Consider the following 23,266-nt stretch of genomic DNA (forward strand, 5'->3'; position numbering starts at 1 on the left):
TGTATGCGGTTCACACGCCGGTACTGGGCGACGGCTTCGCTCGTCGCCGTCCTTTCCGGGGGAGCGGTCGTGCTCGTCCAGCCGGTGCTGTTTTTCGGTGCGGCACTCGTCGGAGGGTGGCTACTGGCGAGACAGTTTGCTTTCGTCGACGAACTCAACTCGACTGTCGAGAGCCTCGAACTGTCACAGACGCTCGAGAAGGAGCGTGCGGTCTCCGGGACGCCCGTACCTCTCGTCGTAACGGCGTCACTTCAGACCCCCGCAACGCTGGACATCCACGTCCGCGGCGGCGTGCCGGTTACCGCGAGTGCCTCGAGCCAGGCAGAGTTCACGATCGAACCGGGTGTGACCGAGGAATCGCGAGTGATCGACTTACAGTGGGGGGTCGCCGGTAAGTTCACTCTACAGGAGGCAGCGGTTACCGCTGCAGATCCGTATGGGCTGTTCACCGAGCAGGTTTCGATGGGGACCACACCTACGATCACTGTCGAGCCCCGGGGACCGCGGTCCGTACACCTCGGTCGGGCAGGGGAGCAAGTCAGGCGCGCACTCGGTGATCACGAAGTCGATCCGCTCGACGTCGGCCTCGAACCGGAGGAGGTCCGGCAGTACGTCCCAGGTGATGCCGTTCGAATGATCGACTGGAAGGCGACGGCGAGGTTCGACTTCCCCCACGTCCGTACGTTCGAGACGGAGACGGATCGAACGACGATCCTCATCATGGACCATCGGGGGCCCATGGGGATGGGCCACGAAGGCGAGACGAAACTCGACTACGCCCGCCATGCGGGCTTGCTGTTCGCGAGGGAAGCGCGAGCACGACGTGACCCGTTGGGGTTTTACGCCGTAAGCGGGGACGGAACCAGCCTGAGGCACCCGCCGACGGGGACGAACCGTGGCTACGCAGCGATCAGAGCCCATCTGTACGACCTGAACGTGAACGAAGCGGGCGATGTCAGTCACAGAGGAGGGCCGTTGATGAGAAAGAATCGGCGGACTGCCGGGCGCCTCATAGGCGACGACTCTCCGTTTGCGATCACGCTTAGGACGTATCTAACTCATGGAGATAGTTCAGTTGTGAACACGGAACGAAAGCCGTTACTCGCGTGCACCAGAATGCACGTCGACCGACAACAGGGAGCGACCCGGACGGTGATCGTAACCGATGACTCGCACGGAGAGGAGGTCCGTGAGGCAGCAATGATCGCTCGACGTGGGAACAATCGGGTGGTCGTCGTGCTTACGCCGACTGTGCTGTTCGAACCAGAGGGACTGGGAGACCTCGCTACCGCCTACGACCGATACGTGGAGTTCGAGAGATTTCGACGGTCACTCGACGTAATCGACCGCGTGGAAGCGCTCGAACTCGGCCCGGGTGAACGACTCTCGGCTGTCTTAAATGCCGGCGAAAGAAGGAGTCCGGAAAGAAGGAGTCCGGCGAGGTCATGACCGAGACGGATCGGTTCCCAGAGCGGACGCAGACACCCACCTGGATCGGCTCCATCGCGTTGCTGGCAACCGTCTCGGCGTTCGCACTCGTCGGGGGAATCCAGGGTGGAGTCGCTGCGACGGCACTTGTGCCGATCTGGTTACTCCTACCCGGGATATACGTCGTCGCGTTCGGTCACATCCTGCTCGCGGCGTTCGTCGGTGACCTCAGCGTCGTCTCGGTACTCGCAGTCGAGATCGGTTTGTTACTCCTCCTTGCGGACGCAGCGTACGCCCATCATCGACCTGGGACGCTCTTCGCGAACGCTGTCTTCGCCGCTGGTGGACTCGTCGTTGTCGTCGCCGTGATACTGGCTGGAGATGGGAGACTGTGGATCACGGCCGGCGGCCTATTATTCGCGTTCGGAGCAGCTGCATACGGGATTCATCGGTACGAACTCGTTTCATTGGGAGTGCTGACAGATGAGTAACCAAGACCAACTGAATACGGAACCGCTGGGGACACAAGCAGGGTTGGTCGCCCAGATCAGACTGCTGGAAGCGGAGAACGAACGGCTCAGGGAACGGCTCGCGGATTCACGGCGAGCCCGTCACCGGAAAGCTGCGCTCTCGCTCGCTACAATGGGAGCCGGCGCCATCGGAAGCGCGATTCTCTTTCCGGTCGCACGCGACGTCCTGCTCGCGCTCGGAGGCACCGGACTGTTCGCTGCGGTCCTGATCATCTATCTCACACCCGAGAGATTCGTCTCTGCTGCCGTTGGTGAACGGATCTTCGAAGCGCTCGAGAGTGACCGATCGGCGATCATCAGCGAGCTAGAGCTACGAGAGCAGCAGGTCTACCTTCCAATCGAGATGGAGTCTCGGAGAGGCGTTCGGCTGTTCGTCCCTCAGTATCGCGAGTACGAGCGCCCTTCAGACGACGAACTCGGTGCCTTCTTCGTCACCCCGTCGAACGAACTGGCCCGCGGGGTGGCGTTCGAGCCGACCGGGTACGCGCTTTACGACGAGCTTCGACGGACCGTTCGAGGGGGCTTCACTGACGACGTTCCAGTACTCGCCACCCAGGTCGCTGATGGAATCGCCGAATCGTTGGAACTGGTCGAGACAGCTACAGCTGACGTCGAAGAGGGACGGGTTTCGGTCGCGGTTACGAACAGCGCATACGGCCCCGTTGACCGCCTCGATCATCCGGTCGCTTCGGTCGTCGGTGTGACGCTCGCCGCGGAGCTCGGTACTCCAGTCACGATGGACGTAACGAGCACGACCGATGCGGATTACTTGATCACCGGTCGTTGGGAGTAGAAGAAGCGTTTTGGTCTATCTCAGACCCGCAAGCAGTACAGAGATCAGATTGCCATTCGACGGTCACACGTATCTCCGTGTCCCGACCGCACTCCGGACAGTGTGCTAACCGAGTAATACTCATCACTTGTTTAATGGGCGGTAAGAATATGACTCTAATTTAAATAACCAGGGAGGTTACTGCCAGCTATAAAAAACTACCAGGGGAGTTTTTCAGTTGAAATTATTCTTTCACTCCCTATGTTTTCTCCCATCACTAGTTGCGACAGCTCCATTCGGGCCATCAGTCACTGGGATCTCGACAGTCGAAAGCAGATCCTCGATCACATCACCGCTCGTTACACCGCTGAGTTCTGCCTCAGCTGTAAGCACCAGTCGGTGTGCGAGGACTTCGGGCACCATCGACTTCACGTCATCCGGGATGACGTAGTCCCTACCCCGGATCGCCGCTCGGGCTTTCGAGGTGTGGAGGAGCGCGAGGGAGGCTCGTGGCGATCCGCCGTACTCGACATCGGGGTGGTCGCGACTGGCCTCGACGAGCGAAAGGATGTAATCGTGTACCTCGGATACGACGTGAACAGCGATTACGACCTCCCGAGAGTCTAAGAAGTCGCTCGGAGAGACCACCTGTTCGATACTGTTCGCTCCGAGATTCGGTTGCGGTCCGAACCGATCGAGGAGCGCACGCTCTTCATCGTGGGTCGGTATGTCGACCGTGAGTTTCAACTGAAAACGGTCGCGCTGGGCTTCGGGTAGCTCGAACGTCCCCTCCATCTCGATCGGGTTCTGCGTCGCCACTACCATGAACGGGGAGGGAAGTGTGAGCGTGTCTCCTTCGATTGTCACCTGACGCTCCTGCATCGCCTCGAGCAACGCACTCTGGGTTTTCGGCGTCGCTCGGTTGATCTCGTCTGCGATCAGCAGGTTGGTGAATATCGGCCCGCGTTGGAGGACGAATTCACCGGTCGATTGCCGATAGACGTGCGTACCGGTGATATCTGCGGGTAAGAGATCGGGCGTCATCTGGATTCGTGATTCGTTTAGGCCGCTCGCGCGTGCGAACAGATTCGCAGCAGTCGTTTTCGCGACGCCCGGAACGCCTTCGAGCAGGACGTGACCGCCCGTCAACAACGAGATGGTGAGGTTCTCGATCAGGTCGGCCTTTCCGATTAAAACACCTTCTATCTCGTTCTGCAGCGCCGTGTACACATCGTCAGGATTACTCATTACTATCGTCTCTCTTCCGACGCGACATAACGGCTGTGACTACACGATCCCGCCGTTCGGCATCCCACTCTGGATACCGATCGTCGAGCATCGACCGCATCTCACGCTCTGTCGGAACGTCCGGCGTCCGCTTGCCAATCGTCGGTTTCAGCCGCCGTAAACGGACACCGGCCCGTTTTAGCGTCGACCATCGGTAGACAGCCCCGATACCCAGTATGATGCTCCCGCCGAGGATCGCCTGCATCGACATCGACTCGCGAAGGGTTAAAACCGCTGCAGTGAGCGGCGGGATCTCACCGGTATGAGAGGTGTCGAAGACCACTCGGTCGTGTGTCGAGAGGAGTCCGTGGACGAACGCCCTGTTGCCCTCACGTTCGAGCATCGCGTTGATGAACACGCTCGGATCGCTGACTGTGACGACCTCTCCATCGCCAACCGGTTCCGCAGTGACGACCGGGTAGGGACCCATCTCGTCGCCCTCGGTGAGTTCTCCGGTACGGGTTCGATCGAGATATGCGAACTCCGAACTGCGAACGAGAACGGTCGCATCGCCTTCATCGAGCGCAGACCCGTGATTGAGCGTCAGCTCTTCGACCCCGATCAGATACGGATGTGCGGCCACCTCCGGAGCGACGACGAGCGCGGGTGACCGATAGTAGCTGCGTTCGTCCCGGAGTGGATCGCCGTCGATACGTGCACTCGCACCGAGATCCTCTAGTAGAGGGTTCGTATGCGGTCCGTAGGCGTCCGCGACGACGAGCGTCCCACCCCCCTCAACGAATGCGGTAAGGCGGTCGCGGTCGGCAATCTCGTACGGCTCGTTCGGTGCGAGAACGAACACTACCGACCCCTCCTCCGGTAGCTCCTCATATCGCTCGGTATTAGTCAGAACGATCGTCTCCGCGTCCGCTGACTCCGCCTCTCCCCGCAGCTCCGACGTGCCCTCCCACGAGGGTGTGAAGGCGCCGAACGCGACACCGGAGATGCTCGCCGCAACGACAACCGTCACTACGACGACGGCGCCGAGGCCGATCGCGAGCAGTTCGGGGTACGTTCGGTTCGTAGGAATCCAGTCCATCTCAGAGCAACTCCCAGGGGATGACCTCGACGAGCCACCGTGCGACGATGTACCCGAAAACTGCGAGACCGACCAGGATAATCCACCGAAGCCGTCGTCGCCACTCTGGCGTGACGTTCACCGGCGCCGTGAGTTCGGTGACGATCAGCAGTCCGATCAGGGAAAGCAGGAAGAACAGCTCTGGCGAGAGGGCGTCGAACAGTGTTAGCAGTACAATGACCGAGAGCATCCACGCAATTTGGCCATTTAGGAATAGCCGTCGTCGCCGTGTAAGCATCTATCGGTCCCCCTCCCGCAGGTCGACTGGTCTACCGGTCGAGTCCTGAGACGGTCCTCGAACGGAGTCGAGGAGACGGGCAGTCCGGCTGTTACGAATCGCGTCGGACATCGTCACCGGTTGTATCCGATCACCATCTTCCTCAGATTCATTTAGTAAACAGCACCCAAGGAAGAACCCGAGTGCGACCGAGGAGACGCTCAGTCCACCGAGAAAGAGCGATTCGAAGCCCATGAACAGAAAGAGCGCAACCGTCGACCCGACGACGAACGCAGTCCACACCGACCAGCGCTTTCGGATTCCGTGGGCCAGCGCGTAGGCGAGGGAACCGAGATACAACGATCCAGCGATGATGCCGGTATTTAGCAGGGCGTGGAGGAAGGAGTTATGTGGACCTGAACTCCGACCGATCTCCGGACCGGGATCGACGAACCCGATTCCCCAGAGCGGATCCTCGGCAAGCCGTTCGAGATACTGTACCCATCGGTTGACTCGACTCATCAGCGTTGAGTCCATCACATCCGGAATGTGTCCGATACGTATTACCGCATACAAGGTGAGAACACCGACACCGAGCCCTCCAACAACCAGCCAGCGGTCGCGTCCGGAGAGTACTATCAGCGACCCAACAGTGAAGCCGAGATAGGCGGCGTCACCTTCGCTCATAAATAAACCGAGCACGCAGGTTAAGAATGCGAGTGCCCAGAGCAGGCCACCACGCGCCAAGACTGTATAAAGCGCTGCGAGCGAGACTATCATCATAAACAGACCGTAGCTGTTAGAGTTAGAGAACACCGACCGAGTGTGGATCGGAAACCGCTCGTATCCCATAACGTTCTGACCGATCGGAGCAGGGCTCGATCCCATGATCGTAAAAGGATCGCCCTGCGAAACCCGCCAGAGCATCCAGATCCCGAAGAGAGACATGAGAACACCTAAGAGGGTGAGTCCCATCGCGAACGTCTGTTTTCGGCCTCGGACCAGCCGTGGGAGGACAATTACGGTGGCAAACACCGCAATCGGCGTAACGACGATGTACTCGAACAGTTCCGTGTGGGGGGAGTAAAACTGGTAGTGGGCGACCAGCCCCAGCCAGTACCCTCCGATAAGCAGCAGGAAGATCGGATCAGTCCGAAGACGGATGTCCGTCAATAGAATGGCATATACGATAATGATGAGTAACACCGAAAGAGAGATCAGATATCCTTGGCGTGAAGGAATAAACCACGTGTTTGGAGCGACAGCGGCCGTGATGGCGAGGACCGCGAGCAACGGATAGTGTAGCGGAACGGTCGGCTGACTCTCGGACCCCCCTCCCCATATCAGTCGAGTACGGTCCATTCTCCCCCCTACGGCTCACGCAGTCTCGGCTGCCTCGACTTCGACCTCGCCGGTGATCCGGCGCTCGGCTTCCTCTCTGTCCTCGGGATAGCCGACGTCGATCCGCCAGCCGTCGATGCGGATCGCGTCGATCGTCCGGCCCGAGCGGATCAGCAGGTCGATCGCCTCACTGATCTCGTACTCGCCGCGGTTCGAGGGTTGGGTGAGGTGACACGCGTGGAAGATCGCCGGCGTGAACGTGTAGAAGCCGGTCATCACCAGGTTCGATGGCGGGTCCTCGGGTTTCTCGACGACCTCGATTATCTCGCCGTACTTGTTCGTCTCACAGACCCCGTACCGATCCGCTTCCTCCCAGGGTACTTCCTCGACGAGGAACGCTGCGTCCGCTCGGTCCTCGTGCTGGCGTCGAACGACGTCCGCGAGGTTCGCGTCGAAGACGTTGTCACCGAGCATTAGCATGAAGTCGTCGTCGATGTGCTCCTCGACGGTGAGCAACGCGTGTGCGAGCCCGCTCTGTTCGCGCTGGTGGGCGTAGGTGATCGGCGTGCCCTCGAACTCGTCGCCGTAGTGGTCGATGATGACCTCCTTCTTGTAGCCGACGACGACGAGCAGTTCATCCGCGCCGAGTTCGACGAGCTGTTCGAAACAGCGTGTGAGAATCGGCTTCCCGTCTATCTCGACCATACCTTTCGGTTTCTCGTCGGTCAGCGGTCTCAGTCGCGTTCCCTTCCCAGCGGCAAGGACGACAGCTTTCATAGTAGAACGTATCCATCCGCACACAAATAAATAATGACTTCGAAACGAATTTTCCACAGGTGACTGTTAGCACAGATCTCCGTTCTGTTTTTTTATGATAACATAGAACGTCGGGGAACAATGTCGGCGCACACCGGCGAGTTTGCAATCAACGAGAACTAGATTTTCGGTTATTGGAACGCCGATGCTCAGCCTACCTGGACGGAATTAATAAACTTGTATTAGTTTATATTTTTTACTGTTTTATTCAGATGAATAGTTACTATTACAGGACGGGGTCGGTTTTTTAGTGCCTCTTTAAATAGATTGGCACCGAAATCGTCACAATTCCTGTCAATAATATAAACACCCATTAGTTTATATTCCGAGTACGCGTCCTCGCTGCGGATTTGATCGACGCCGGGCCGTATCTCCTGAGTGAACTAAAAGTCGTTCGTCCTCGATGTCAAGAGTACGTTGAGCGGAATTACTCTCTTTGGTACCAGATTGGGCATCCCATTCCACGAATCAGAACCGGTGTGAAGTAAAAAAATATGAACGGTTGAAATTCAAGGTGGAAGGGAGTGTTCGGGTTTTGGTAACCCAACCCCGAGGTGCCTCAGCACGGACTCGATTGCGTTCATGAACAGGATGTATATTTATATCGCGGGGGCTTGGATGTCAATAACGAGCATGATCACTATCGGTTGTGGATGCGGGAGCGCACTCGACTGGATCGAACCATCGAGTAGACTGATCGAAGAGGGGCTAGATTACATGATACTCGAGACGATCGGGACGGCCGCTACCTGCCAAGCGGCAAAACGTGCACACGACGGCGGCGTCGGATATCACCCGTATCTGGAGGACAGGCTCGAGGTGTTACTCGGACCCGCCGCCGAGCATGGGACGACCATCGTTACGAATGCTGGCATTGTCGATCCGATCGGTGCGGGTCAACTCGCCCGACAAGTCGCCGACGACGAGGGAGTCTCCGTGCAGGTGATCTCGATCACCGGCGACGACTGTATGGACCTCATCACGGACGATCCGGATCAGTTCGATACGGCCTCCAGTGACGCCATCTCCGCCAACGCGTACATCGGTGCGGAGGAAGTCATCGGAGCGCTCGAGCGACTCGATCCGGAGTACGACGCACACGTCGTCATCGGCGGTCGGCTCTCGGATCCCGCGCTCGTCGTCGGTCCGCTCGTCCACGAGTTCGGGTGGGCACTCGACGACTGGGACAGGTTGGGACAGGCGACGGTCATCGGTCATCTCCTCGAGTGTTCCGCACAGGTGACCGGCGGCTACTTCTGTGACCCGCCGCGGAAGCCAGTCGAGGACCTCTACCGGATCGGGTACCCCTACGCGGAGGTGACGGAGGACGGAACCGCGGTCGTGACGAAGCCCGAGGGATCGGGTGGACGTGTGGATCGGCACACAGTACGAGAGCAGCTCTTCTACGAGGTCCACGATCCCTCCGAGTACGTTCAACCGGACGTGGTCGCCGATTTCACGACCGTCGAACTCGCCGAGGTCGGCGAGGACCGCGTCGAAGTGAGCGGGGGAACAGGACGCGAGCGGCCGGAGGACCTGAAGGTGCTGATCGGGTCGATCGCGGGCTATCAGTTCGAGAAGTTCATCCCCCTCGGTGGACCGAACGCGGTCGGACGCGCCGAGGTGATCATAGAGAACGTCGAGAAGCGACTGGAACATATCTTCGAGGTCGATCGCTCACGAATCGATCTCCGGATGGAGATACTCGGCGTGAACGGCCTCTACGGCGACGCGTACCGCGACGGCTCACGAACCGGTTACACCAACCGGACCGACGAACACGAGGAGGTGATCCTGCGGGTCGCGGGCAACGCCCCCGAGGAGGAGCTGCTCGATCCGGCACTCCGGACCGTCTCGACCACGCTGCCCGGACCCGGCGGAAGTGGGATCGCGATCCCCTACGCAGCTGGTGGAATCACCGAGAAGGCGGAGATCGAACCGGTCTATCTCCCGCGAGAGCGAGTGACACGAGGAATCGACTACGTCGAACTAACGAGCCGGAGAACGCGAGCATGAGAGCAGACGACCGAACTACGAACTGGGAACCGAAACCGATCGACGAAGCCGAGATCCTCTACGATGTCGCTCACGCCCGTGCCGGTAACAAACAGGACATCAGCAACGTCACCGTCGTCCCGTACGACGACGCGATCTACGAGGAGCTGGTGGCTATCCTCACGCCGGACCGAGTGAGAGCCCACTTCGCTGGTATCGTGACGGGGGAGGTAGAGCGCTACTGTATCGAAAACGTCTGCTCGATGAACTTCGTCATGCACGGTGCCCTCGATGGGGGGTGGACGCAGTCGAACAGGATCGACAGAAGTGGGAAGACACTGAGCACGTTCATGCTTCGACTTCCGCTCCACGAGTAAGGCAGTTCAAAGGAGGGCTTCCGGCGAGAGTCCGTGTGAGCTGGTGAAACGGGAGTAGCCCGAGAGCGATGTAGGTGAGTTCGGAAATGAGACTCGATCGATTCGGTAGTAGTCACCGAACAGCCATATTATTCGAGGAGGAACGTGACGAAAATAGGGACAGGGAGCGGGGCATTTCCAATACCTCCCAATAGATTTAAGCCATTGTACTATGAGGTGTGACATGGTATGCCCAAGCAACTGCCATCGAGAAGGCGATTCCTTGCAGGGACTGCAGGAATCGGTGCTATCGGATTCGCCGGCTGTCTCGGCGACAACGGTGATGACGACGAGGACGAAGACGACAACGGGAACGGCGACGGCGTAGTCGACATGCGTGTCGGCTCCTCTACATCCGGTTCGACCGTCTACCAGACTTCACAGGCGATCCAGCGCGTCTTGAACGACCACTCGGACGTCACGAGCTGGGATACGCAGACAACCGGCGGGGACCCAGCCAGCGTCAGGCTCTACGACCAAGGAGAGCTCGAGGCGTACGGCCTTCCGAACTTCATCATCAGGCGCGGTATGAATGGCGAAGATCCGTTCGAGGAGGAAAAAGAGGTCCCACACCAGGGGTTCACCTACTTCGAGCGTGACGACTTCTTCGTCGCTGTAGACGGCTCCGGAATCGAGACGACGGACGACATGCTCGGACGGGACGTCCACCTGCTTCAGCCAGGCTGGGGGACGCGGGAACTGTTCATGGATATCATGGACGAGGATCCCGACCTGAAAGAACAGTTGATCGAGAACGTCGTCGATATCGACGTCGACGACGTCGCAGGAGCGGTCGAGGAAGGACAGGTCGAGGCGATCCTTGGGTACGGCGCGAATGAGGTGAACCTCCCCGCGTGGTTGGCAGAAGTAGACGCAAGAGCGGACCTCCACGTTGTCGAGGTGTCCGATAGCTTCCGGCAGGTGTTCGAAGATTCGCCGCATGCACCGTATTTCGAAAAAGACGTTTACGGGTTTGAGCAGGACGTCACGAGTGTGACCGACCAGATCGGGGGGTACCAAATCCTCTTCCAGTATATGTTCAGTCCAGACCTCTCGGCTGAATCGGTGTATGAAGTTCTGGACATCTCATACGAGCACTATGAGTCCGTTCAAGAAGGACAGCCGGCATTCTTCAATTACGGAGAGGAGCCTGACCGGTTCACTACGGCGATCGAAGGCGACTTCGTCCCGGTCCACGCCGGTGCGGCCGACTTCTACGAGGAACACGACCTGTGGGAGGACGAGTGGGAGCGCGGTGACTGACGGGTTAGGTTCCTGACTCAACTAATCCGGGTCGCTCTATTGTTTCGTTCGTTCGATTAGACTGGATCCGAGATGGTGATACTCAGAATCGCCGATCCTCTCGGAGTGCCCGCGCAAAACCCACTCGATGACAGTTTCGGGAGTGTACGCGATATGTGACTGAACTCACATCTTCGAGCACGTCAGCCGACTCAAAACTCGAACCAGACGATATCGAGATAGTACGCCAGGCCCCAGTAAACGAGGAGAACCGTCAGGACGATAGAGAAGAACACTCTCACCAGGGATCCGACCAGTTCCGGATCGTTCGGTGTGAACGCATCGAACTTCCGCCTTAATGTAACAGAAGTAGCCTCCAGCTGCCGACCCGTTCGAGCAGTAAGATCATCGTCTCCCCTGTTCGAGTCGTCCGAGTTAGACGCCATAGTCGGGAGATACGCCCGACCGACATAAAAATTCGCCCACGAACTACAGCTGAGCTCTATCAATCCCGGTAGGTATGAGAGCGCTGGCGATACGACCGATCGATGGCCTCGTCAGTTTCGATGAACGTAGTGAGGTGCTCTCCAGCGATGAGGTAGTCGAACCCTGTTAGACGCTGCGGCACATATCAAAAAGCGGGACACAGAACGCGCTGATCGAAACCCACGTCCCGAGAAGAGGATCCTCCGCGAACCGCTTTCCTGACGTATCACAGTCGATCGGTTTCCTCGGGTTCGCCACCCTGATCCACGGTCGTCATCGGACCGTACTGTCCGACTTGAGAGCTACTTTCAGTGAACCTCGGTCTTCATCCGAGCGTGAGGAGGTGGATGCTGTCAGTCGTCTACTCGTCGTCGCGGTGAGTCGTTGATCGGTTTCACTCGTACACTCTCCGTCCCGTCTCGCGATCTTCGATCTCCTCCCAGTCGTAGTCGACGCCGAGACCCGGTCCATCGGGGACCGAGACCCGTCCCTCGTCGTCGATCGTCTCGAGCATATCGGAGTAGTCGTCGGCGTAGACGGGGGGCTGGGTGTTCTCACAGTCGGGGTGGACCAGCGCCACCTCGTAGTAGTTGCTGTTGCGCGTCGCCGCGAGACACTGGCGCTGAGCCGGTCCCGGTGCGTGATACTCGACATCAAGACCGAACCCCTCGGTGGCACGAGCGATCTTGATCGCACCGGTGATCCCCCCGTCGTACTCCGGATCCGCACGGACGAAGTCGGTCGCCTCCGCCGCGATGAAATCGGTGTGCGGCTCGAGCCCACGGACGTGCTCGGTCTGTAAGAGCGGGGTATCGATCAGTTGCCGGAGCTTCCGGTGGGCGTGCTGTGAGACGCCCCCGTCCCGATACGGGTCCTCGTACCAGAGGAACTCCGCCTCGTCACACGCTCGACCTATCTTCAGTGCGTCGGCGAACGTCTCCGGGTTGCACGCCGGATCGAGCATCAAGTCCATCCGGTCACCTACGCGCTCGCCGACCGCGAGGACCGTCTCGACCGTCTCGTCGGGATCGGTCCAGTCGCCACCCCAGTCGTGGATCTTGAACCCCGGGTAGCCCATCTCCAGACATTCCTCCGCGAAATCCGCGAACGCCCCCGGTGAGTCCAGCCCGCCGTTCTTATCGCCCTGATAGGTCGAGGCGTAGGCGGGAAACGACGTACGGTACGTTCCGAGTAGCTCATGAATGGGGGCGTCTCGATACTTCCCGGCGAGATCCCAAAGCGCGATGTCGAGCGGACCGATCCCCATCCAGTCGTACTTCCTGAGCGCCCGCTTCATCGCGCTCCAGTGGCGCTCGCGCTCTAAGGGGTTCTTCCCGATCAGGTAGTCGGCGACCATGTTGATCTGTGCTGCCGCCGGCGAGTTGCCCCCGACGTACTCGCCCGTCACGCCCTCGTCGGTCTCGATCCGGAGCGCGAACAGCCGTCTCTCCTGACTGTTGCCCGGATCGTACACGACGCTGAATCCGTTTGGGCTGTACCCGACGTCGGACACCTCGTAGGCGAACTCTATCGACTCAACTCTCGTGATCGTTGGTACCATAGTACACGCTACCACTCTCGAGAGTCGATAAGAACCTTCGCGTTACGGCGAGGGATACCACCGAGAGCGGGACCTCACCACTCGCCGTCCCACACGCTTGCCTGTGGCTCGCGTGGATCAGTGGGGATCTCGACGAGCGTCGGTCCCTCGCTCGACTGTGCCTCAGAGAGGACGTCCCGGATCTCGTCGGTGGAGTCGGCCTGAAGTGCCCGCATGCCGTACCCCTCGGCGATCGCCGCGAACGAGACCGGAGCGGATGCCCAGTCGTACGCACCCTCTTCGAAGCGGTAGTTCCGAGAGGCTTCCTCGCTGATGATTGCGTAGTCGCTGTTGTTGAGGACGACGACCGTAAGGTCGATGTCGTGAGCGACTGACGTATGGAGTTCGTGGACGCACATCATGAGCCCACCATCGCCGGTGAGTACGACGACCTCGCGGTCGGGGTTGGCCATCTTCGCTCCGATTCCCGATGGTAGCCCGGTCCCCATCGATGCCCACGACCCAGGGTTCACGTACCGGTTCGGTCCGTAAGCGTCGACGGCCAGTAACGCCCACAGCCGGAAACCCCCGGCGTCGACCGCGAGGACCGTCTCGGGGTCCAGCGAGTTGTTGACCGCACTCAGCGCGGCCACGGACGTCATCGGCGCCTCGGTGCGTTCACGGAGTGGCTTCAGATGTTCGTCGATCGCTTGTCGAACCGCCGCCGCCCGATCCTCGCCACCTCGTTCTGCCTCCTCCGTGTGCTCGGCGAGCGTACCGAGCGTCGCCTCGGCATCCGCGACGAGACCAACCGTCGGTGTGTATCCCACGCCGATATCCGACGCGTGCATCGTCACATGGATCAGCGACGATGGCATTTCGACGCTCCACTCTCCGGTCGTCACGGCGTCGAAGTCCGTTCCAACCCCGAGTACGGTATCCGAATCGGCCAGGCACTCTAACAGGGCTGTCGGTGCACCTCCCGAGAGAACTCCCGCATATAGGGGGTGGTCCGCCGGCAGCACACCCTTGCCCTTGTACGTTGATACCACGGGGGCGTCGATTCGTTCCGCTACCGCCTGCAGTTCTTCGCTCGCGTCCCCAGACCGGACACCGCCGCCCGCGACGATAACCGGTCGAGACGAAGCGTCGAGTATCTCCGCGGCCTCCGATACCGGTCGTTCGGGTGGTTCCGCTCTCGTCCCCGGTGATTGGGACGTCCGGTGGGCGAGCGAGACGTCCATCTTCAGGAAGTTCTTCGGAATCCCGAGCCTGACCGGGCCCGTCGGAGTACTCCGTGCGATATCGATCGCTCGGTCGAGTTCGGCGATCGTACTCTCGGGGGTTTCGACCAGGATGTTCTCCTTCACGACGTTGTCGTACGTGTCCGGCGGCGTCTCGTGGATACCGTCTCCACCCCGGAGTTCCGGTTCCGTCTCGATGGCGATATGCAGGAGCGGAACACAGTCGTTGAGCGCGTTCTTCAGTCCGTTCATCGCGTTCATATCACCCGGTCCCGGGATGACGATCGTCGCGGCCATCTCCCCCGACGTCTCCGCATACCCCCATGCCTGGTGTGAAACTGCCGTCTCGTGGCGGGCCACGACGAAGTCGATCCCCTCGCGCTCCTCAATGCTCTCGTTGAGCGGGAGGCTCTGCTTTCCCGGGTTTCCGAATACCGTCGAGATGCCCTGCTCTATCAAGCGGTCGATTACGGCCTCATTGACCCGCATGGTTTTTCTTCACACACAGTGTAGATAAGTTCCGCGATAAAGGGGGTCGACCGTGTGAAGACCCGTGCCGATCGCTCCCGATGACCCTTGGTGAGCGCTACGTCTTTCGGTGTTTCTCGACGACATCCCAGTCCAGTTCGATACCGAGACCGGGTTCGTCGGGCACTTGGATGTATCCGTTTTCGATCAGCGGTTCGTCTGAAACGACCAGATCATCCCACCACGGAACGTCTCGTGCGTGAAACTCGAGTGCGAGGAAGTTCGGTACTGTCGCACCGACGTGCACCCCAGCCATGGTCGCAACGGGGCTTCCGATGTTGTGCGGAGCCAATGTCATGTAGTACCCTTCGGCGAGTTCTGCGATCTTTTTCGTTTCGGCGATCCCGCCCGTCTTCGGGATGTCGGGGGCGACGAACGAGACGGCCTGGTTCTCGACGAGGTCTCTAAACCCGTGGCGGCCGTAGCGGTTCTCCCCCGTGAGAAGTGGCTGGTCGACCGTACGGTTCAGCTCCGCGAGTGCTTCCGCGTTCTCCGGGGGAAGCGGATCCTCCACCCACGCGAGGTCGTACTCTTCGAGTGCGCTACAGAGCTTCTCGACCGAGTCGCGGCTGAAGTTCCAGTGGAGATCGACTGCGATCTCCGCCTCGTCACCGACCTCCTCGACGACCGCCTCGACCAGCCCCCGCTTGTGCGCGATCTCGGGTCCATCGAGGTGTCTCGAAAGCGTATCGATATCGCGGCCGGACGGGACATCGAGATCGAACTTGACCATATTGAAGCCGTCGTCGACGGCACTCCGCGCCGCCCGGGCGTAAGCCGCTGCCTCGTAGGTCTCGGATGGTTGGTGACTCAGGGCCGCTTCGACCATCCCCTCGCCGGCATGGCAATCGGCGTACATCCTGACCTCTTCGCGCATCTTCCCGCCGAGTAGTTGGTAGACGGGTTGACCGAGTACCTTTCCCGCCGTATCCCACAGCGCGAGTTCGACGCCGCTGATCGCGATCGTCCCGATCCCCTGCTGTGAGCCGCGGCCCGAAAGGCTCTCGCGCATGAGGTTGTACAACCGCTCGACATCGAGGGGGTTCTCGCCCTGCAGCACCGGCGCGAAGTAGTCGGTGATCACCTCGTGAACACCGGGTGACGGATAGGACTCCCCGATTCCGGTAACGCCGGTGTCGGTCTCGACCTGTACGATCGTCCACGGGAAGTTTCCGTCCACGACGAGCGTCGATACGTCTGTGATCTCCGGCGTCTCTGTCGTCCGGCTCGGCGTCTCATCGAACTTCTGCCACATGACGGTGGCTAAACGTTCAGCGAAGTCTGAGTACATCGTGTCCTACGCTCACACCTCACCCGATTCGTCATAAAGCCTTCGGGGTCGAGCCCAGACGAACCGCGAAGAATCCGGTGTCGGGTCGAAACGCATCCCCGGGAAGTAGGGTCGTTTCCGGGCCCGTCTCCCCTCGAACGCCGCCACCAGCAGCTATATGCGAGGACCGTCGAAAAACGGGACAGGATGGTTTCGACTCTCGGGGTTGGATTGGCGCTGCTGGCGGCATGCTGTCTCGCCGGGCAGGCGCTCACGATCCGACTCGCGACCCGTCACGGGCGGGCGAACGACGCCCTCCTGGTCGTGATCGCCGTAAACGTCGTCGTGCTGTTCCCGCTGGCGTTCCTCCTCGACCCGAACCCGACGGTCACTCCGCGGTCGATCGCCGCGTTCGCGGGCGCGGGGATCGTGGGGACGATGCTCGGCCGGGCGTTCTTTTACGAAGGGATCAAACGCGTCGGGGCGAGCCGCGCGGAGCCGGTGAAGGCCTCGATGCCGTTACACGCGACGGTGTTAGCCGTGCTCTTTCTCGGCGAACGCGTGACCGGGCCCCAGTTCTTCGGGATCGTGCTGATCGTCGCCGGTATCGCGCTCGTCTCCTGGGAGCAGGCCTCGACCGACCGACTGGAGGGCAACGAGACGCCGTGGCTCGGCCTGTCGTTGCCGCTGGCCGCCGCGCTGTTCTTCGGGCTCGAACCGATCCTCGCGACGATCGGCTTCGGGGAGGGGACCTCGGTTCCGATGGGCCTCGCGATCAAGACCGCCGCCGCGCTCGTCGTCTTCGTCGGCTACCTCGCCTGGCGCGGGACGTTGCCGGGCCGGGCGGACGTCCCTCCGGGGGCCTTCCGATGGTACGTCCTGGCAGGGGTCACGAGCACCACGTTTCTCTTGGCGTACTACGCAGGGTTGGCCGTCTCGCGGGTCAGCGTCGTCGTCCCGATCATGCAGACGAGTCCACTGATCGTCGTCGTGGTTTCGGCACTCCTCTTCAAGCGAATCGAGAAAGTCACCCCGCGACTTATCGCCGCCGCCGGCGTGATCGTCTGTGGCGGGATTACGGTGACGCTGACCGGGTGAACACGGTCGAATACCCCTGATCGGTAAAGACGAAACGAGCGAGGAGGGCTGCCTACCGTTCGCCCACGGCCTTCGCGAGCCCCCGGAGGTAGCCGGCAGTGAACCCGCGTCCACGGTGGCCCCAGTCGGTGTCCCCGGTCATCTGAGGTACGTGGTCCGGGATGACGATTCCGTCGAAGTCGGTCTCGGCGAGCGCACACATCGCCTCGTGCTCGTCGTAGTTCCCACAGTCGACGAACGTCTCGTTGAACGAGTCGCCCGTGCCGACGACGTCGCGGAAGTGGACGAAGACGATGTCGTTACTATTGCCGAACTCCTGGATCACCCCCGGAACGTCGACACCCATCTCCGAGAAGCAACCCAGACAGAGCTTCAGCCCGTGGTTTTCGCTGGGAACCGCGTCCATCGCGCGGCGGAAACTTTCCGTGTCCCTAAAGAGCCGGGGAATGCCGCCGATCGGTTCGTCGATCGGCGGGTCGATCGGGTGGAGCGCGAGCGTCACGCCGGCCTCTTCGGCGACCGGGAGGATCCGTTCGAGGAACGCCTCGTAGTTCTCCCAGAGTTCCTCTTCGGTGTACTCTCGTTCGAGGACGGGCCCGCTGGGGAGGTCGATATCCTCGCGCTGGAACTCCGTCGCGACCGCGTCGCCTCGAATGCGGGTCGTTCCCGTTCGCATCGGGACGACACCTCGGGGGTTCCACTGGTAGCCGAGCGTCGTCAGGTCGGCCGCACCCATGTTCCGGATCAGCTCTTCGATCGCCGTGAGCTGTCCCTCTGCTCCCTCGCGTCCGAACTTGACGTCGCCGTAGACGTTGTAGCCAAGCGTGTGGATACCCGCGAGACGGATTCCGTGGTCAGCGCAGGCGGCCTTCAGTTCCTGCAACTCCTCTTCGGATGGGATCGTGTCGGGACCGAGCGGGAGTCGTCGATCCGTTTCGGTCCGATCGCTTTCGTCGACGAAGACGTCTCCACCGGTCCCCCCAGTAGGTTCGACCGGATTGACGAAGACGTCCTCAACCCCGAGCTGAGCGACGTATCGTAATCGCTCGTCCGAGAGGGTGTTCGTTCGGAACCCTACTCGTAGCATCGATTCGTTCCGTGGCATGCGAGAGACCACGCGAGAGAGGACATAACAGTTCTGGTCGAGAAGGGTTCCGATAGCTCTACCAAGTCACCCGTGAGCCGACTGAGCAGGCGATATCCACCCCACTTTTCGTTACCGTTTCAGCGTTCCCGAGAAGTCGAGGGTGCGTCACCCGTCGGATCAGAGTCGACGACGGACCGACGCACGAACGGTGGTGATATCCATCTCGTTGACTTCCATGATCTGCCAGAAGATCGCGACCCCGGCTACAACGAGGAGGGCGCTCCGGAGGAGATCACTCGGTGCAGCCATGATGACCACGCCGAGGACGACAAACAACCCCCTGAAGCCGAAATAGACCGTCCTCGAGGCGAACGCTCGGCCGTAGTAGTTGAGCCCGTGGACTAACACCGCGGCACCTCCGAGCAACACGAGCGACGAGTACACCTTGTGGGCGGTGAAGCCGCCGACGATTATCTCGGGGTTGTAGATGAACGCGAACGGGAGGACGAACAGCGGTGCGGCGATCTTGACGGCTTCTAATGCCGACGCCCAGAAGTTCGACTGCGCGATCCCCGTCGTCACGACCACCGCGATCGCGATCGGCGGCGTGATCCCCGATAGGATAGCCGCGTAGAAGACGAAGTAGTGGACCGTCAACCGGTCGAGCGCGAACCCCTCGACGAGGGCGGGCGCGACGAGCAGTGCGACGATCGTGTACGCGGCGACGGTCGGCATCCCCAGACCGAGGATGATACAGATGATCATCGCGAGTATCAGCGCGATGATCAGGACGCCGCCTGAGAGGTCCATCAGCGCGAGCGCTAGCTTTCCGGGGACACCCGTCGTCACCAGGATGTCGACGATCGCGTTGATCGCCGCGACGATGACGGCGATCGGGGCGAAGACGATCGCGCCGTATTTCGCCCCCTCGATCGTCATGCGGAAGAGGTCGACGATCGACAGCTCGTTCCATCCCAGTGCGCGCTCGCCCAGTGGGAACGCAACCCCGGTAGCGAACATCGCGATCGAGGTGTAGAGCGCGGCGGAGGTGACCGTCCACTGCGCGATACCGAGCGTGTAGATCAGCACGAGAAACGGGATCCCGAGCTTCACGGTCTCCGAGAGGAACTCGGCCTGTGACTTCTCCATCCCGACCTCCTCCTCGACGTCGATTGAGCCACCGTACATGATGTTCTGGTTGATCGCCTTGTAGTGGACGGCGATCCCCACGGCGATGTAGAACGTGAGCGCTGGGACGATGCCGGCGACGAGGACCTCGACGTAGGAGATCCCGAGGATCGACGCCATGATGAACGCCGCCGCGCCCATGACCGGCGGCATGATCTGCCCCCCGGAGGAGGCGACGGCTTCGATCCCGGCCGCGGTTGAGGACTTGAGACCGGCGTCTTTCATCAGGGGGATGGTCACCGATCCGGTCATAGCCGCGTTGGCGACCTGTGCGCCGTTGATCGATCCGATGGCGAGGCTCGCAACGACTGCGGACTGGGCGATACCTGATCGGATGTAGTCGGAGGCTCGGAACGCCAACCGCATCACGTAGTCGAACGCCCCGTAGCCGTGGAGGAGCCCCGCATACAGGAGGAAGAGCGAGACCCAGGCGGCGACGATTCCACTGATCGATCCGAAAAAGCCCTCGAAATCGAGGACGAACACGTTCAGAATACGGGTGATCGACAGCCCGCCGTGTCCGAGAATCCCCGGCAGGTGCGCACCGAGCCACGCGTAGAGGAAACCGCCCGCGATGACGGAGAGAAACGCCATCCCGAACGCCCGGTAAATGAGATAGAACATCGTCAGCGTGAACAGGAGGGCGAGGACGTACTCGTCGTGACGACCCACTCCGGTCCGTTGGAACAGCAACTCCTCGAAGTTCAGCATGAGATATGTCACCGTGATTACGACAGTTGCCAGACATATTAACAGGAGATAAATTTCGTTATACCGCTTCTCTTCGAGGGGCTGAATGAGCTCGTCGAGGATGTAGATCCCGAACGCGAGACCGAACAGCCCGAGGGTGAACAGCGTACGCGCCCACTCTAGCGTAAACGCGTAGTAGATCGCACATAGCCAGAGCACGATCGAAAGCACGTAGGTGAGGGCTTTGACTGTGACCGCCGGGGTGGATTGGACGTTGGCATGTGACTCGGACATCGAAGTTCGTTACAGACCTTACGGCCCCACTTGATAAAGATTAGGACGTCCTCCGAGACGACCGGAGACCCCGGTCTCGCTACGACTCAAACTTCATATCTCAACTGAACATCCAAACGGTTCGAACCACCACACCCGTCTCTTGCGGGCGAGTTCTCAGAACGGGGAGACGTCCAAGTGAAGCGGAGTTTCGGTTCGATAGAGCCGGAGTCCATCCACGGGTCGAATCCTCTCAGCCGTCGGGAACTCGGTAAGAACTCTAGAGAAGGCGACCATCATAGCTTTGGCGGCGGGCCAGAGAACGGCTAGTCGATGAAAGTCACGGTGCGTCATGACCAACCGATTGCAAAAGCGCTAGCGGGACGTAGAGAGGGGTTAGTTGTCGTCGGGGCGGATTCCGAACGAGAGGCGCTCGAGGCGTTACCGGAGAGCGATGCGTTCGTCATCAATCCGACCAACTGGTCGGACGAGTATCTCGAATCGTTCACCGGGGGGCGGTGGATTCAAGCGACGAGTGCCGGATATTCGGCGTTTCCGATCGAGGAGTTCGAGTCGAACGGGATCGCCTTCACCAACGCGAGCGGGAACTACGGGCCACCCGTCGCCGACCACGCGTTCGCGCTGGCGCTCGCGCTCGGTCGTGGGATCTCGCGCTGTCGGGACGATCAACTCGACAGCAAGTGGAATCGCGACATCGGCTCCAGTTTGATCGATTTCTCGGACCGCACGCTCACAGTCGTCGGACTCGGAGATATCGGCGAGGAAGTCGCACGCCGAGGTGAAGGGTTCGGTATGACGGTGTACGGGACGAAACGGGATCCATCGACGTACGACGGTCGCCTCCCTGCGGACCGCGTTCTGGCGTCGGGGAAGCTAGATAGTCTGCTTCCGAACACCGACGTCCTCGTTCTCGCCGTTCCTCTGACCGACGAGACTCACCACCTCGTCGACGAGAACGCCATCGAAGCCCTGCCCGATTCGGCGATCGTAGTGAACGTCGCCCGAGGTCCCGTTATCGACGAACGGGCACTCGTCCGAGCGCTCGAAACCGACCGGATCGCCGGGGCCGGTCTCGACGTGTTCGAAACCGAGCCCCTCCCCGAAGACTCACCACTTTGGGACCGCAAGGACGTCGTGATAACCCCGCACGTTGGCGGTCGATCGGCCTCCTTCGTCGATCGGTTCGTCGACCTCTTCCTCGCGAACCACGACCGACTCGAACGGGGGGAACCGTTGGTAAACCGTATCGTATAACCGTAGCCTCCGTCTCAACGGAGTTCGGCACAGGAGTCGGCCGACGGGCTCGAACCGGTTCCGGCGCGTAGATTTAATACGGTTCGTCGACGGTACTCGCACGATGAACCACGGAACGAGCGGTCGATCTGTCGAGGAGGAGACGATCGTTGAGGTGTGTGGCGATCGCGCCATTCCCCCTCTCGGCGTCATCGAACAGGTGTGGGACACCGATCCGATCCCGGTTACCGATATCGAGACGACGGCAGCCACGGCAGTGGATGGTCTCGCGTTGGATTCAGTTCCGGATGGCGGAACCGTCGCGATCGGTGTCGGTAGTCGAGGTGTCGCGAACCTGCCCGCTATCGTTCGGGGGACGGTCGAGGGGGTTCGCGAGAGAGGATACGAACCGTTTCTCTTTCCAGCGATGGGTAGTCACGGCGGTGCGACGCCGGAAGGCCAGCGCGAGGTGCTCGACGCGCTGGGCGTTTCCGAGGAAACCGTGAACTGCGAGGTCAGGGCAACGATGGACGTCGAGCGGATCGGTGTCACGCCCGACCGTGAGGTGCCGGTCTTCACGGATGCGGAAGCGGCGACCGCGGACGCGATCGTCCCGATCAACCGAATCAAACCTCACACGATGTTCGCAGGCAACGTCGAGAGCGGCCTGTCGAAGATGCTGGTGATCGGGATGGGAAAACAACGGGGGGCGAAAACCGCACACGAATGGGCACTCGACTGGAGCTTTCGGAACATGATTCCGGAGATAACGACGCTCTTGATCGACCGCCTCCCGATCGTCGGCGGGATCGCAATCGTCGAAGACCAGCGAGACGACACGGCAATCATCGAAGGAGTGCCCGCGTCCGGCTTCCTCGATCGTGAATCCGAGTTGCTCGAGACGGCCTACGATCTACTGCCGACGCTCCCCTTCGACGATCTCGACGTCGTCGTCTTCGACCGTATGGGAAAGGACGTAAGCGGTGCTGGGATGGATACGAACGTCACCGGTCGTCTACTGCCGTTCAACGAACCCGAACCGGAGAACCCGTTCATCCGGCGGATTTACGTCCGGTCGCTCACGGAAGCGTCCGGCGGCAACGCCACCGGGGTCGGACAGGCCGATTTCATCCACCGGGACCTCTTCGCCGACATCGACGTCAGGAAGACCGTCATCAACACGGTCACCTCGGGAAGCGTCGAGAACGCACGAACTCCGGCGACCGTCGAGACGGATCGGGCCGGAATGCTCGCGAGCGTCTCCACCGTGGGGATTCGCCAGCCTGAGACGATCAGGATACTCCGTGCGACCGATACGATGGACTTGGAGCGCCTGTACGCGTCCGAAGCCCTGCTCGAAGAGGCGCGCAGCCGTGAGGACCTCCGTGTGGTCTCGGAACCGGAGCCCGTCGAATTCAGTGATGGTGACCTGGTCGCACCCTCTCCAACGAGATTGGTCGAATAACGAACAGGAACCGAACCGCCG

Annotated in this window: 20 protein-coding genes; 9 read left to right on the forward strand and 11 right to left on the reverse strand. The window is 60.6% G+C overall.

Translation table 11 applies throughout. The features are described 5' to 3' along the window. Window positions 1-3 precede the first annotated feature (3 nt). The 3 genes from V2L32_RS18685 to V2L32_RS18695 are packed head-to-tail and all read left to right on the forward strand — an operon-like array spanning window position 4 to window position 2,751. Window positions 4-1,449 carry a DUF58 domain-containing protein gene (locus V2L32_RS18685; RefSeq protein ID WP_331234074.1) on the forward strand — a complete coding sequence of 482 codons (1,446 nt, stop codon included), beginning with the start codon at window positions 4-6 and terminating at the stop codon, window positions 1,447-1,449. Then, window positions 1,446-1,919, forward strand: coding sequence for a hypothetical protein (locus tag V2L32_RS18690; RefSeq protein ID WP_331234076.1), 474 nt, complete (start codon window positions 1,446-1,448; stop codon window positions 1,917-1,919). Before V2L32_RS18685 ends, V2L32_RS18690 begins: the two co-directional genes overlap by 4 nt. Further along, the gene (locus tag V2L32_RS18695; RefSeq protein WP_331234077.1) at window positions 1,912-2,751 is read left to right on the forward strand and encodes a hypothetical protein; all 840 of its coding nucleotides are present in this window, start codon (window positions 1,912-1,914) and stop codon (window positions 2,749-2,751) included. The genes V2L32_RS18690 and V2L32_RS18695 overlap by 8 nt, the downstream gene beginning before the upstream one ends. Window positions 2,752-2,982: 231 nt before the next feature. On the opposite strand, the gene V2L32_RS18700 is transcribed toward V2L32_RS18695, so the two are convergent. From V2L32_RS18700 to aglF, 5 genes are read right to left on the reverse strand one after another with little or no spacing between them, the layout of a single operon-like run. Further along, window positions 2,983-3,978: an AAA family ATPase gene (locus V2L32_RS18700; protein WP_331234078.1), complete on the reverse strand. Its 996-nt coding sequence runs from the start codon at window positions 3,976-3,978 to the stop codon at window positions 2,983-2,985. Next, window positions 3,971-5,056 (reverse strand): DUF4350 domain-containing protein, encoded by a 1,086-nt coding sequence (locus V2L32_RS18705; protein WP_331234079.1) that lies wholly within the window; start codon window positions 5,054-5,056, stop codon window positions 3,971-3,973. Before V2L32_RS18705 ends, V2L32_RS18700 begins: the two co-directional genes overlap by 8 nt. 1 nt (window position 5,057) lies before the next feature. Further along, window positions 5,058-5,333, reverse strand: coding sequence for a hypothetical protein (locus V2L32_RS18710; RefSeq protein WP_331234080.1), 276 nt, complete (start codon window positions 5,331-5,333; stop codon window positions 5,058-5,060). Beyond that, window positions 5,334-6,674 (reverse strand): O-antigen ligase family protein, encoded by a 1,341-nt coding sequence (locus tag V2L32_RS18715; RefSeq protein WP_331234081.1) that lies wholly within the window; start codon window positions 6,672-6,674, stop codon window positions 5,334-5,336. It lies immediately after the preceding gene. Between the two features lie 15 nt (window positions 6,675-6,689). Beyond that, window positions 6,690-7,430, reverse strand: a complete 741-nt coding sequence (gene aglF, locus V2L32_RS18720; protein WP_331234082.1) for a UTP--glucose-1-phosphate uridylyltransferase AglF — start codon at window positions 7,428-7,430, stop codon at window positions 6,690-6,692. Between the two features lie 672 nt (window positions 7,431-8,102). Here aglF and V2L32_RS18725 point away from each other — a divergent pair. From V2L32_RS18725 to V2L32_RS18735, 3 genes are all read left to right on the forward strand, one after another. Next, entirely contained in the window at window positions 8,103-9,485 is a 1,383-nt protein-coding gene (locus V2L32_RS18725) for an acyclic terpene utilization AtuA family protein (protein WP_331234083.1), read from the forward strand. Then, on the forward strand, window positions 9,482-9,841 hold the full coding sequence (locus V2L32_RS18730) for an AtuA-related protein (protein WP_331234084.1): 360 nt from the start codon (window positions 9,482-9,484) through the stop codon (window positions 9,839-9,841). The genes V2L32_RS18725 and V2L32_RS18730 overlap by 4 nt, the downstream gene beginning before the upstream one ends. A 228-nt stretch (window positions 9,842-10,069) precedes the next feature. Beyond that, window positions 10,070-11,143 carry a TAXI family TRAP transporter solute-binding subunit gene (locus V2L32_RS18735; RefSeq protein WP_331234085.1) on the forward strand — a complete coding sequence of 358 codons (1,074 nt, stop codon included), beginning with the start codon at window positions 10,070-10,072 and terminating at the stop codon, window positions 11,141-11,143. Between the two features lie 191 nt (window positions 11,144-11,334). On the opposite strand, the gene V2L32_RS18740 is transcribed toward V2L32_RS18735, so the two are convergent. The 4 genes from V2L32_RS18740 to V2L32_RS18755 all read right to left on the reverse strand — a co-directional run bounded on the left by V2L32_RS18740 (window position 11,335) and on the right by V2L32_RS18755 (window position 16,211). Beyond that, window positions 11,335-11,568 (reverse strand): hypothetical protein, encoded by a 234-nt coding sequence (locus V2L32_RS18740; RefSeq protein ID WP_331234087.1) that lies wholly within the window; start codon window positions 11,566-11,568, stop codon window positions 11,335-11,337. 434 nt (window positions 11,569-12,002) lie between these two features. Then, window positions 12,003-13,169 carry an enolase C-terminal domain-like protein gene (locus V2L32_RS18745; RefSeq protein WP_331234088.1) on the reverse strand — a complete coding sequence of 389 codons (1,167 nt, stop codon included), beginning with the start codon at window positions 13,167-13,169 and terminating at the stop codon, window positions 12,003-12,005. A gap of 74 nt (window positions 13,170-13,243) precedes the next feature. After that, window positions 13,244-14,881, reverse strand: coding sequence for a thiamine pyrophosphate-binding protein (locus V2L32_RS18750; protein WP_331234090.1), 1,638 nt, complete (start codon window positions 14,879-14,881; stop codon window positions 13,244-13,246). Window positions 14,882-14,978: 97 nt separating this feature from the next. Continuing rightward, the gene (locus tag V2L32_RS18755; RefSeq protein ID WP_409348386.1) at window positions 14,979-16,211 is read right to left on the reverse strand and encodes a mandelate racemase/muconate lactonizing enzyme family protein; all 1,233 of its coding nucleotides are present in this window, start codon (window positions 16,209-16,211) and stop codon (window positions 14,979-14,981) included. A 186-nt stretch (window positions 16,212-16,397) separates the two neighbouring features. Here V2L32_RS18755 and V2L32_RS18760 point away from each other — a divergent pair, with 186 nt between their 5' ends. Continuing rightward, complete coding sequence (locus V2L32_RS18760) at window positions 16,398-17,288, forward strand: EamA family transporter (protein ID WP_331234093.1); 891 nt, start codon at window positions 16,398-16,400, stop codon at window positions 17,286-17,288. A gap of 52 nt (window positions 17,289-17,340) precedes the next feature. Here the strand turns inward: V2L32_RS18760 and V2L32_RS18765 are convergent, their stop codons facing one another. Both V2L32_RS18765 and V2L32_RS18770 read right to left on the reverse strand, forming a co-directional pair. Then, window positions 17,341-18,393, reverse strand: a complete 1,053-nt coding sequence (locus V2L32_RS18765) for a mannonate dehydratase (RefSeq protein ID WP_331234094.1) — start codon at window positions 18,391-18,393, stop codon at window positions 17,341-17,343. Between the two features lie 159 nt (window positions 18,394-18,552). Further along, window positions 18,553-20,547, reverse strand: coding sequence for a TRAP transporter permease (locus tag V2L32_RS18770; RefSeq protein WP_331234096.1), 1,995 nt, complete (start codon window positions 20,545-20,547; stop codon window positions 18,553-18,555). Window positions 20,548-20,859: 312 nt separating this feature from the next. Here V2L32_RS18770 and V2L32_RS18775 point away from each other — a divergent pair, with 312 nt between their 5' ends. Together V2L32_RS18775 and V2L32_RS18780 are read left to right on the forward strand one after the other, a co-directional pair. Then, window positions 20,860-21,801 (forward strand): D-2-hydroxyacid dehydrogenase, encoded by a 942-nt coding sequence (locus V2L32_RS18775; protein WP_331234098.1) that lies wholly within the window; start codon window positions 20,860-20,862, stop codon window positions 21,799-21,801. A 103-nt stretch (window positions 21,802-21,904) separates the two neighbouring features. Continuing rightward, window positions 21,905-23,245, forward strand: coding sequence for a nickel pincer cofactor-dependent isomerase, group 22 (locus V2L32_RS18780; protein WP_331234099.1), 1,341 nt, complete (start codon window positions 21,905-21,907; stop codon window positions 23,243-23,245). Window positions 23,246-23,266 lie beyond the last annotated feature (21 nt).

The sequence above is a fragment of the Halalkalicoccus sp. CGA53 genome (assembly GCF_036429475.1).
Classification (GTDB): Archaea; Halobacteriota; Halobacteria; order Halobacteriales; family Halalkalicoccaceae; genus Natronorarus; species Natronorarus salvus.

What these genes read in the sequence shown, in the direction of transcription:
- V2L32_RS18755 (WP_409348386.1), bottom strand. Translation starts at nt 16,211, where the DNA reads ATGTACTCAGACTTCGCTGAACGTTTAGCCACCGTCATGTGGCAGAAG.
- V2L32_RS18705 (WP_331234079.1), bottom strand. Translation starts at nt 5,056, where the DNA reads ATGGACTGGATTCCTACGAACCGAACGTACCCCGAACTGCTCGCGATC.
- V2L32_RS18685 (WP_331234074.1), top strand. Translation starts at nt 4, where the DNA reads ATGCGGTTCACACGCCGGTACTGGGCGACGGCTTCGCTCGTCGCCGTC.
- V2L32_RS18740 (WP_331234087.1), bottom strand. Translation starts at nt 11,568, where the DNA reads ATGGCGTCTAACTCGGACGACTCGAACAGGGGAGACGATGATCTTACT.
- V2L32_RS18745 (WP_331234088.1), bottom strand. Translation starts at nt 13,169, where the DNA reads ATGGTACCAACGATCACGAGAGTTGAGTCGATAGAGTTCGCCTACGAG.
- V2L32_RS18765 (WP_331234094.1), bottom strand. Translation starts at nt 18,393, where the DNA reads ATGCCACGGAACGAATCGATGCTACGAGTAGGGTTCCGAACGAACACC.
- V2L32_RS18760 (WP_331234093.1), top strand. Translation starts at nt 16,398, where the DNA reads ATGGTTTCGACTCTCGGGGTTGGATTGGCGCTGCTGGCGGCATGCTGT.
- V2L32_RS18715 (WP_331234081.1), bottom strand. Translation starts at nt 6,674, where the DNA reads ATGGACCGTACTCGACTGATATGGGGAGGGGGGTCCGAGAGTCAGCCG.
- V2L32_RS18775 (WP_331234098.1), top strand. Translation starts at nt 20,860, where the DNA reads ATGAAAGTCACGGTGCGTCATGACCAACCGATTGCAAAAGCGCTAGCG.
- V2L32_RS18710 (WP_331234080.1), bottom strand. Translation starts at nt 5,333, where the DNA reads ATGCTTACACGGCGACGACGGCTATTCCTAAATGGCCAAATTGCGTGG.
- V2L32_RS18730 (WP_331234084.1), top strand. Translation starts at nt 9,482, where the DNA reads ATGAGAGCAGACGACCGAACTACGAACTGGGAACCGAAACCGATCGAC.
- V2L32_RS18780 (WP_331234099.1), top strand. Translation starts at nt 21,905, where the DNA reads ATGAACCACGGAACGAGCGGTCGATCTGTCGAGGAGGAGACGATCGTT.
- V2L32_RS18700 (WP_331234078.1), bottom strand. Translation starts at nt 3,978, where the DNA reads ATGAGTAATCCTGACGATGTGTACACGGCGCTGCAGAACGAGATAGAA.
- V2L32_RS18690 (WP_331234076.1), top strand. Translation starts at nt 1,446, where the DNA reads ATGACCGAGACGGATCGGTTCCCAGAGCGGACGCAGACACCCACCTGG.
- V2L32_RS18725 (WP_331234083.1), top strand. Translation starts at nt 8,103, where the DNA reads ATGATCACTATCGGTTGTGGATGCGGGAGCGCACTCGACTGGATCGAA.
- aglF (WP_331234082.1), bottom strand. Translation starts at nt 7,430, where the DNA reads ATGAAAGCTGTCGTCCTTGCCGCTGGGAAGGGAACGCGACTGAGACCG.
- V2L32_RS18735 (WP_331234085.1), top strand. Translation starts at nt 10,070, where the DNA reads ATGCCCAAGCAACTGCCATCGAGAAGGCGATTCCTTGCAGGGACTGCA.
- V2L32_RS18695 (WP_331234077.1), top strand. Translation starts at nt 1,912, where the DNA reads ATGAGTAACCAAGACCAACTGAATACGGAACCGCTGGGGACACAAGCA.
- V2L32_RS18770 (WP_331234096.1), bottom strand. Translation starts at nt 20,547, where the DNA reads ATGTCCGAGTCACATGCCAACGTCCAATCCACCCCGGCGGTCACAGTC.
- V2L32_RS18750 (WP_331234090.1), bottom strand. Translation starts at nt 14,881, where the DNA reads ATGCGGGTCAATGAGGCCGTAATCGACCGCTTGATAGAGCAGGGCATC.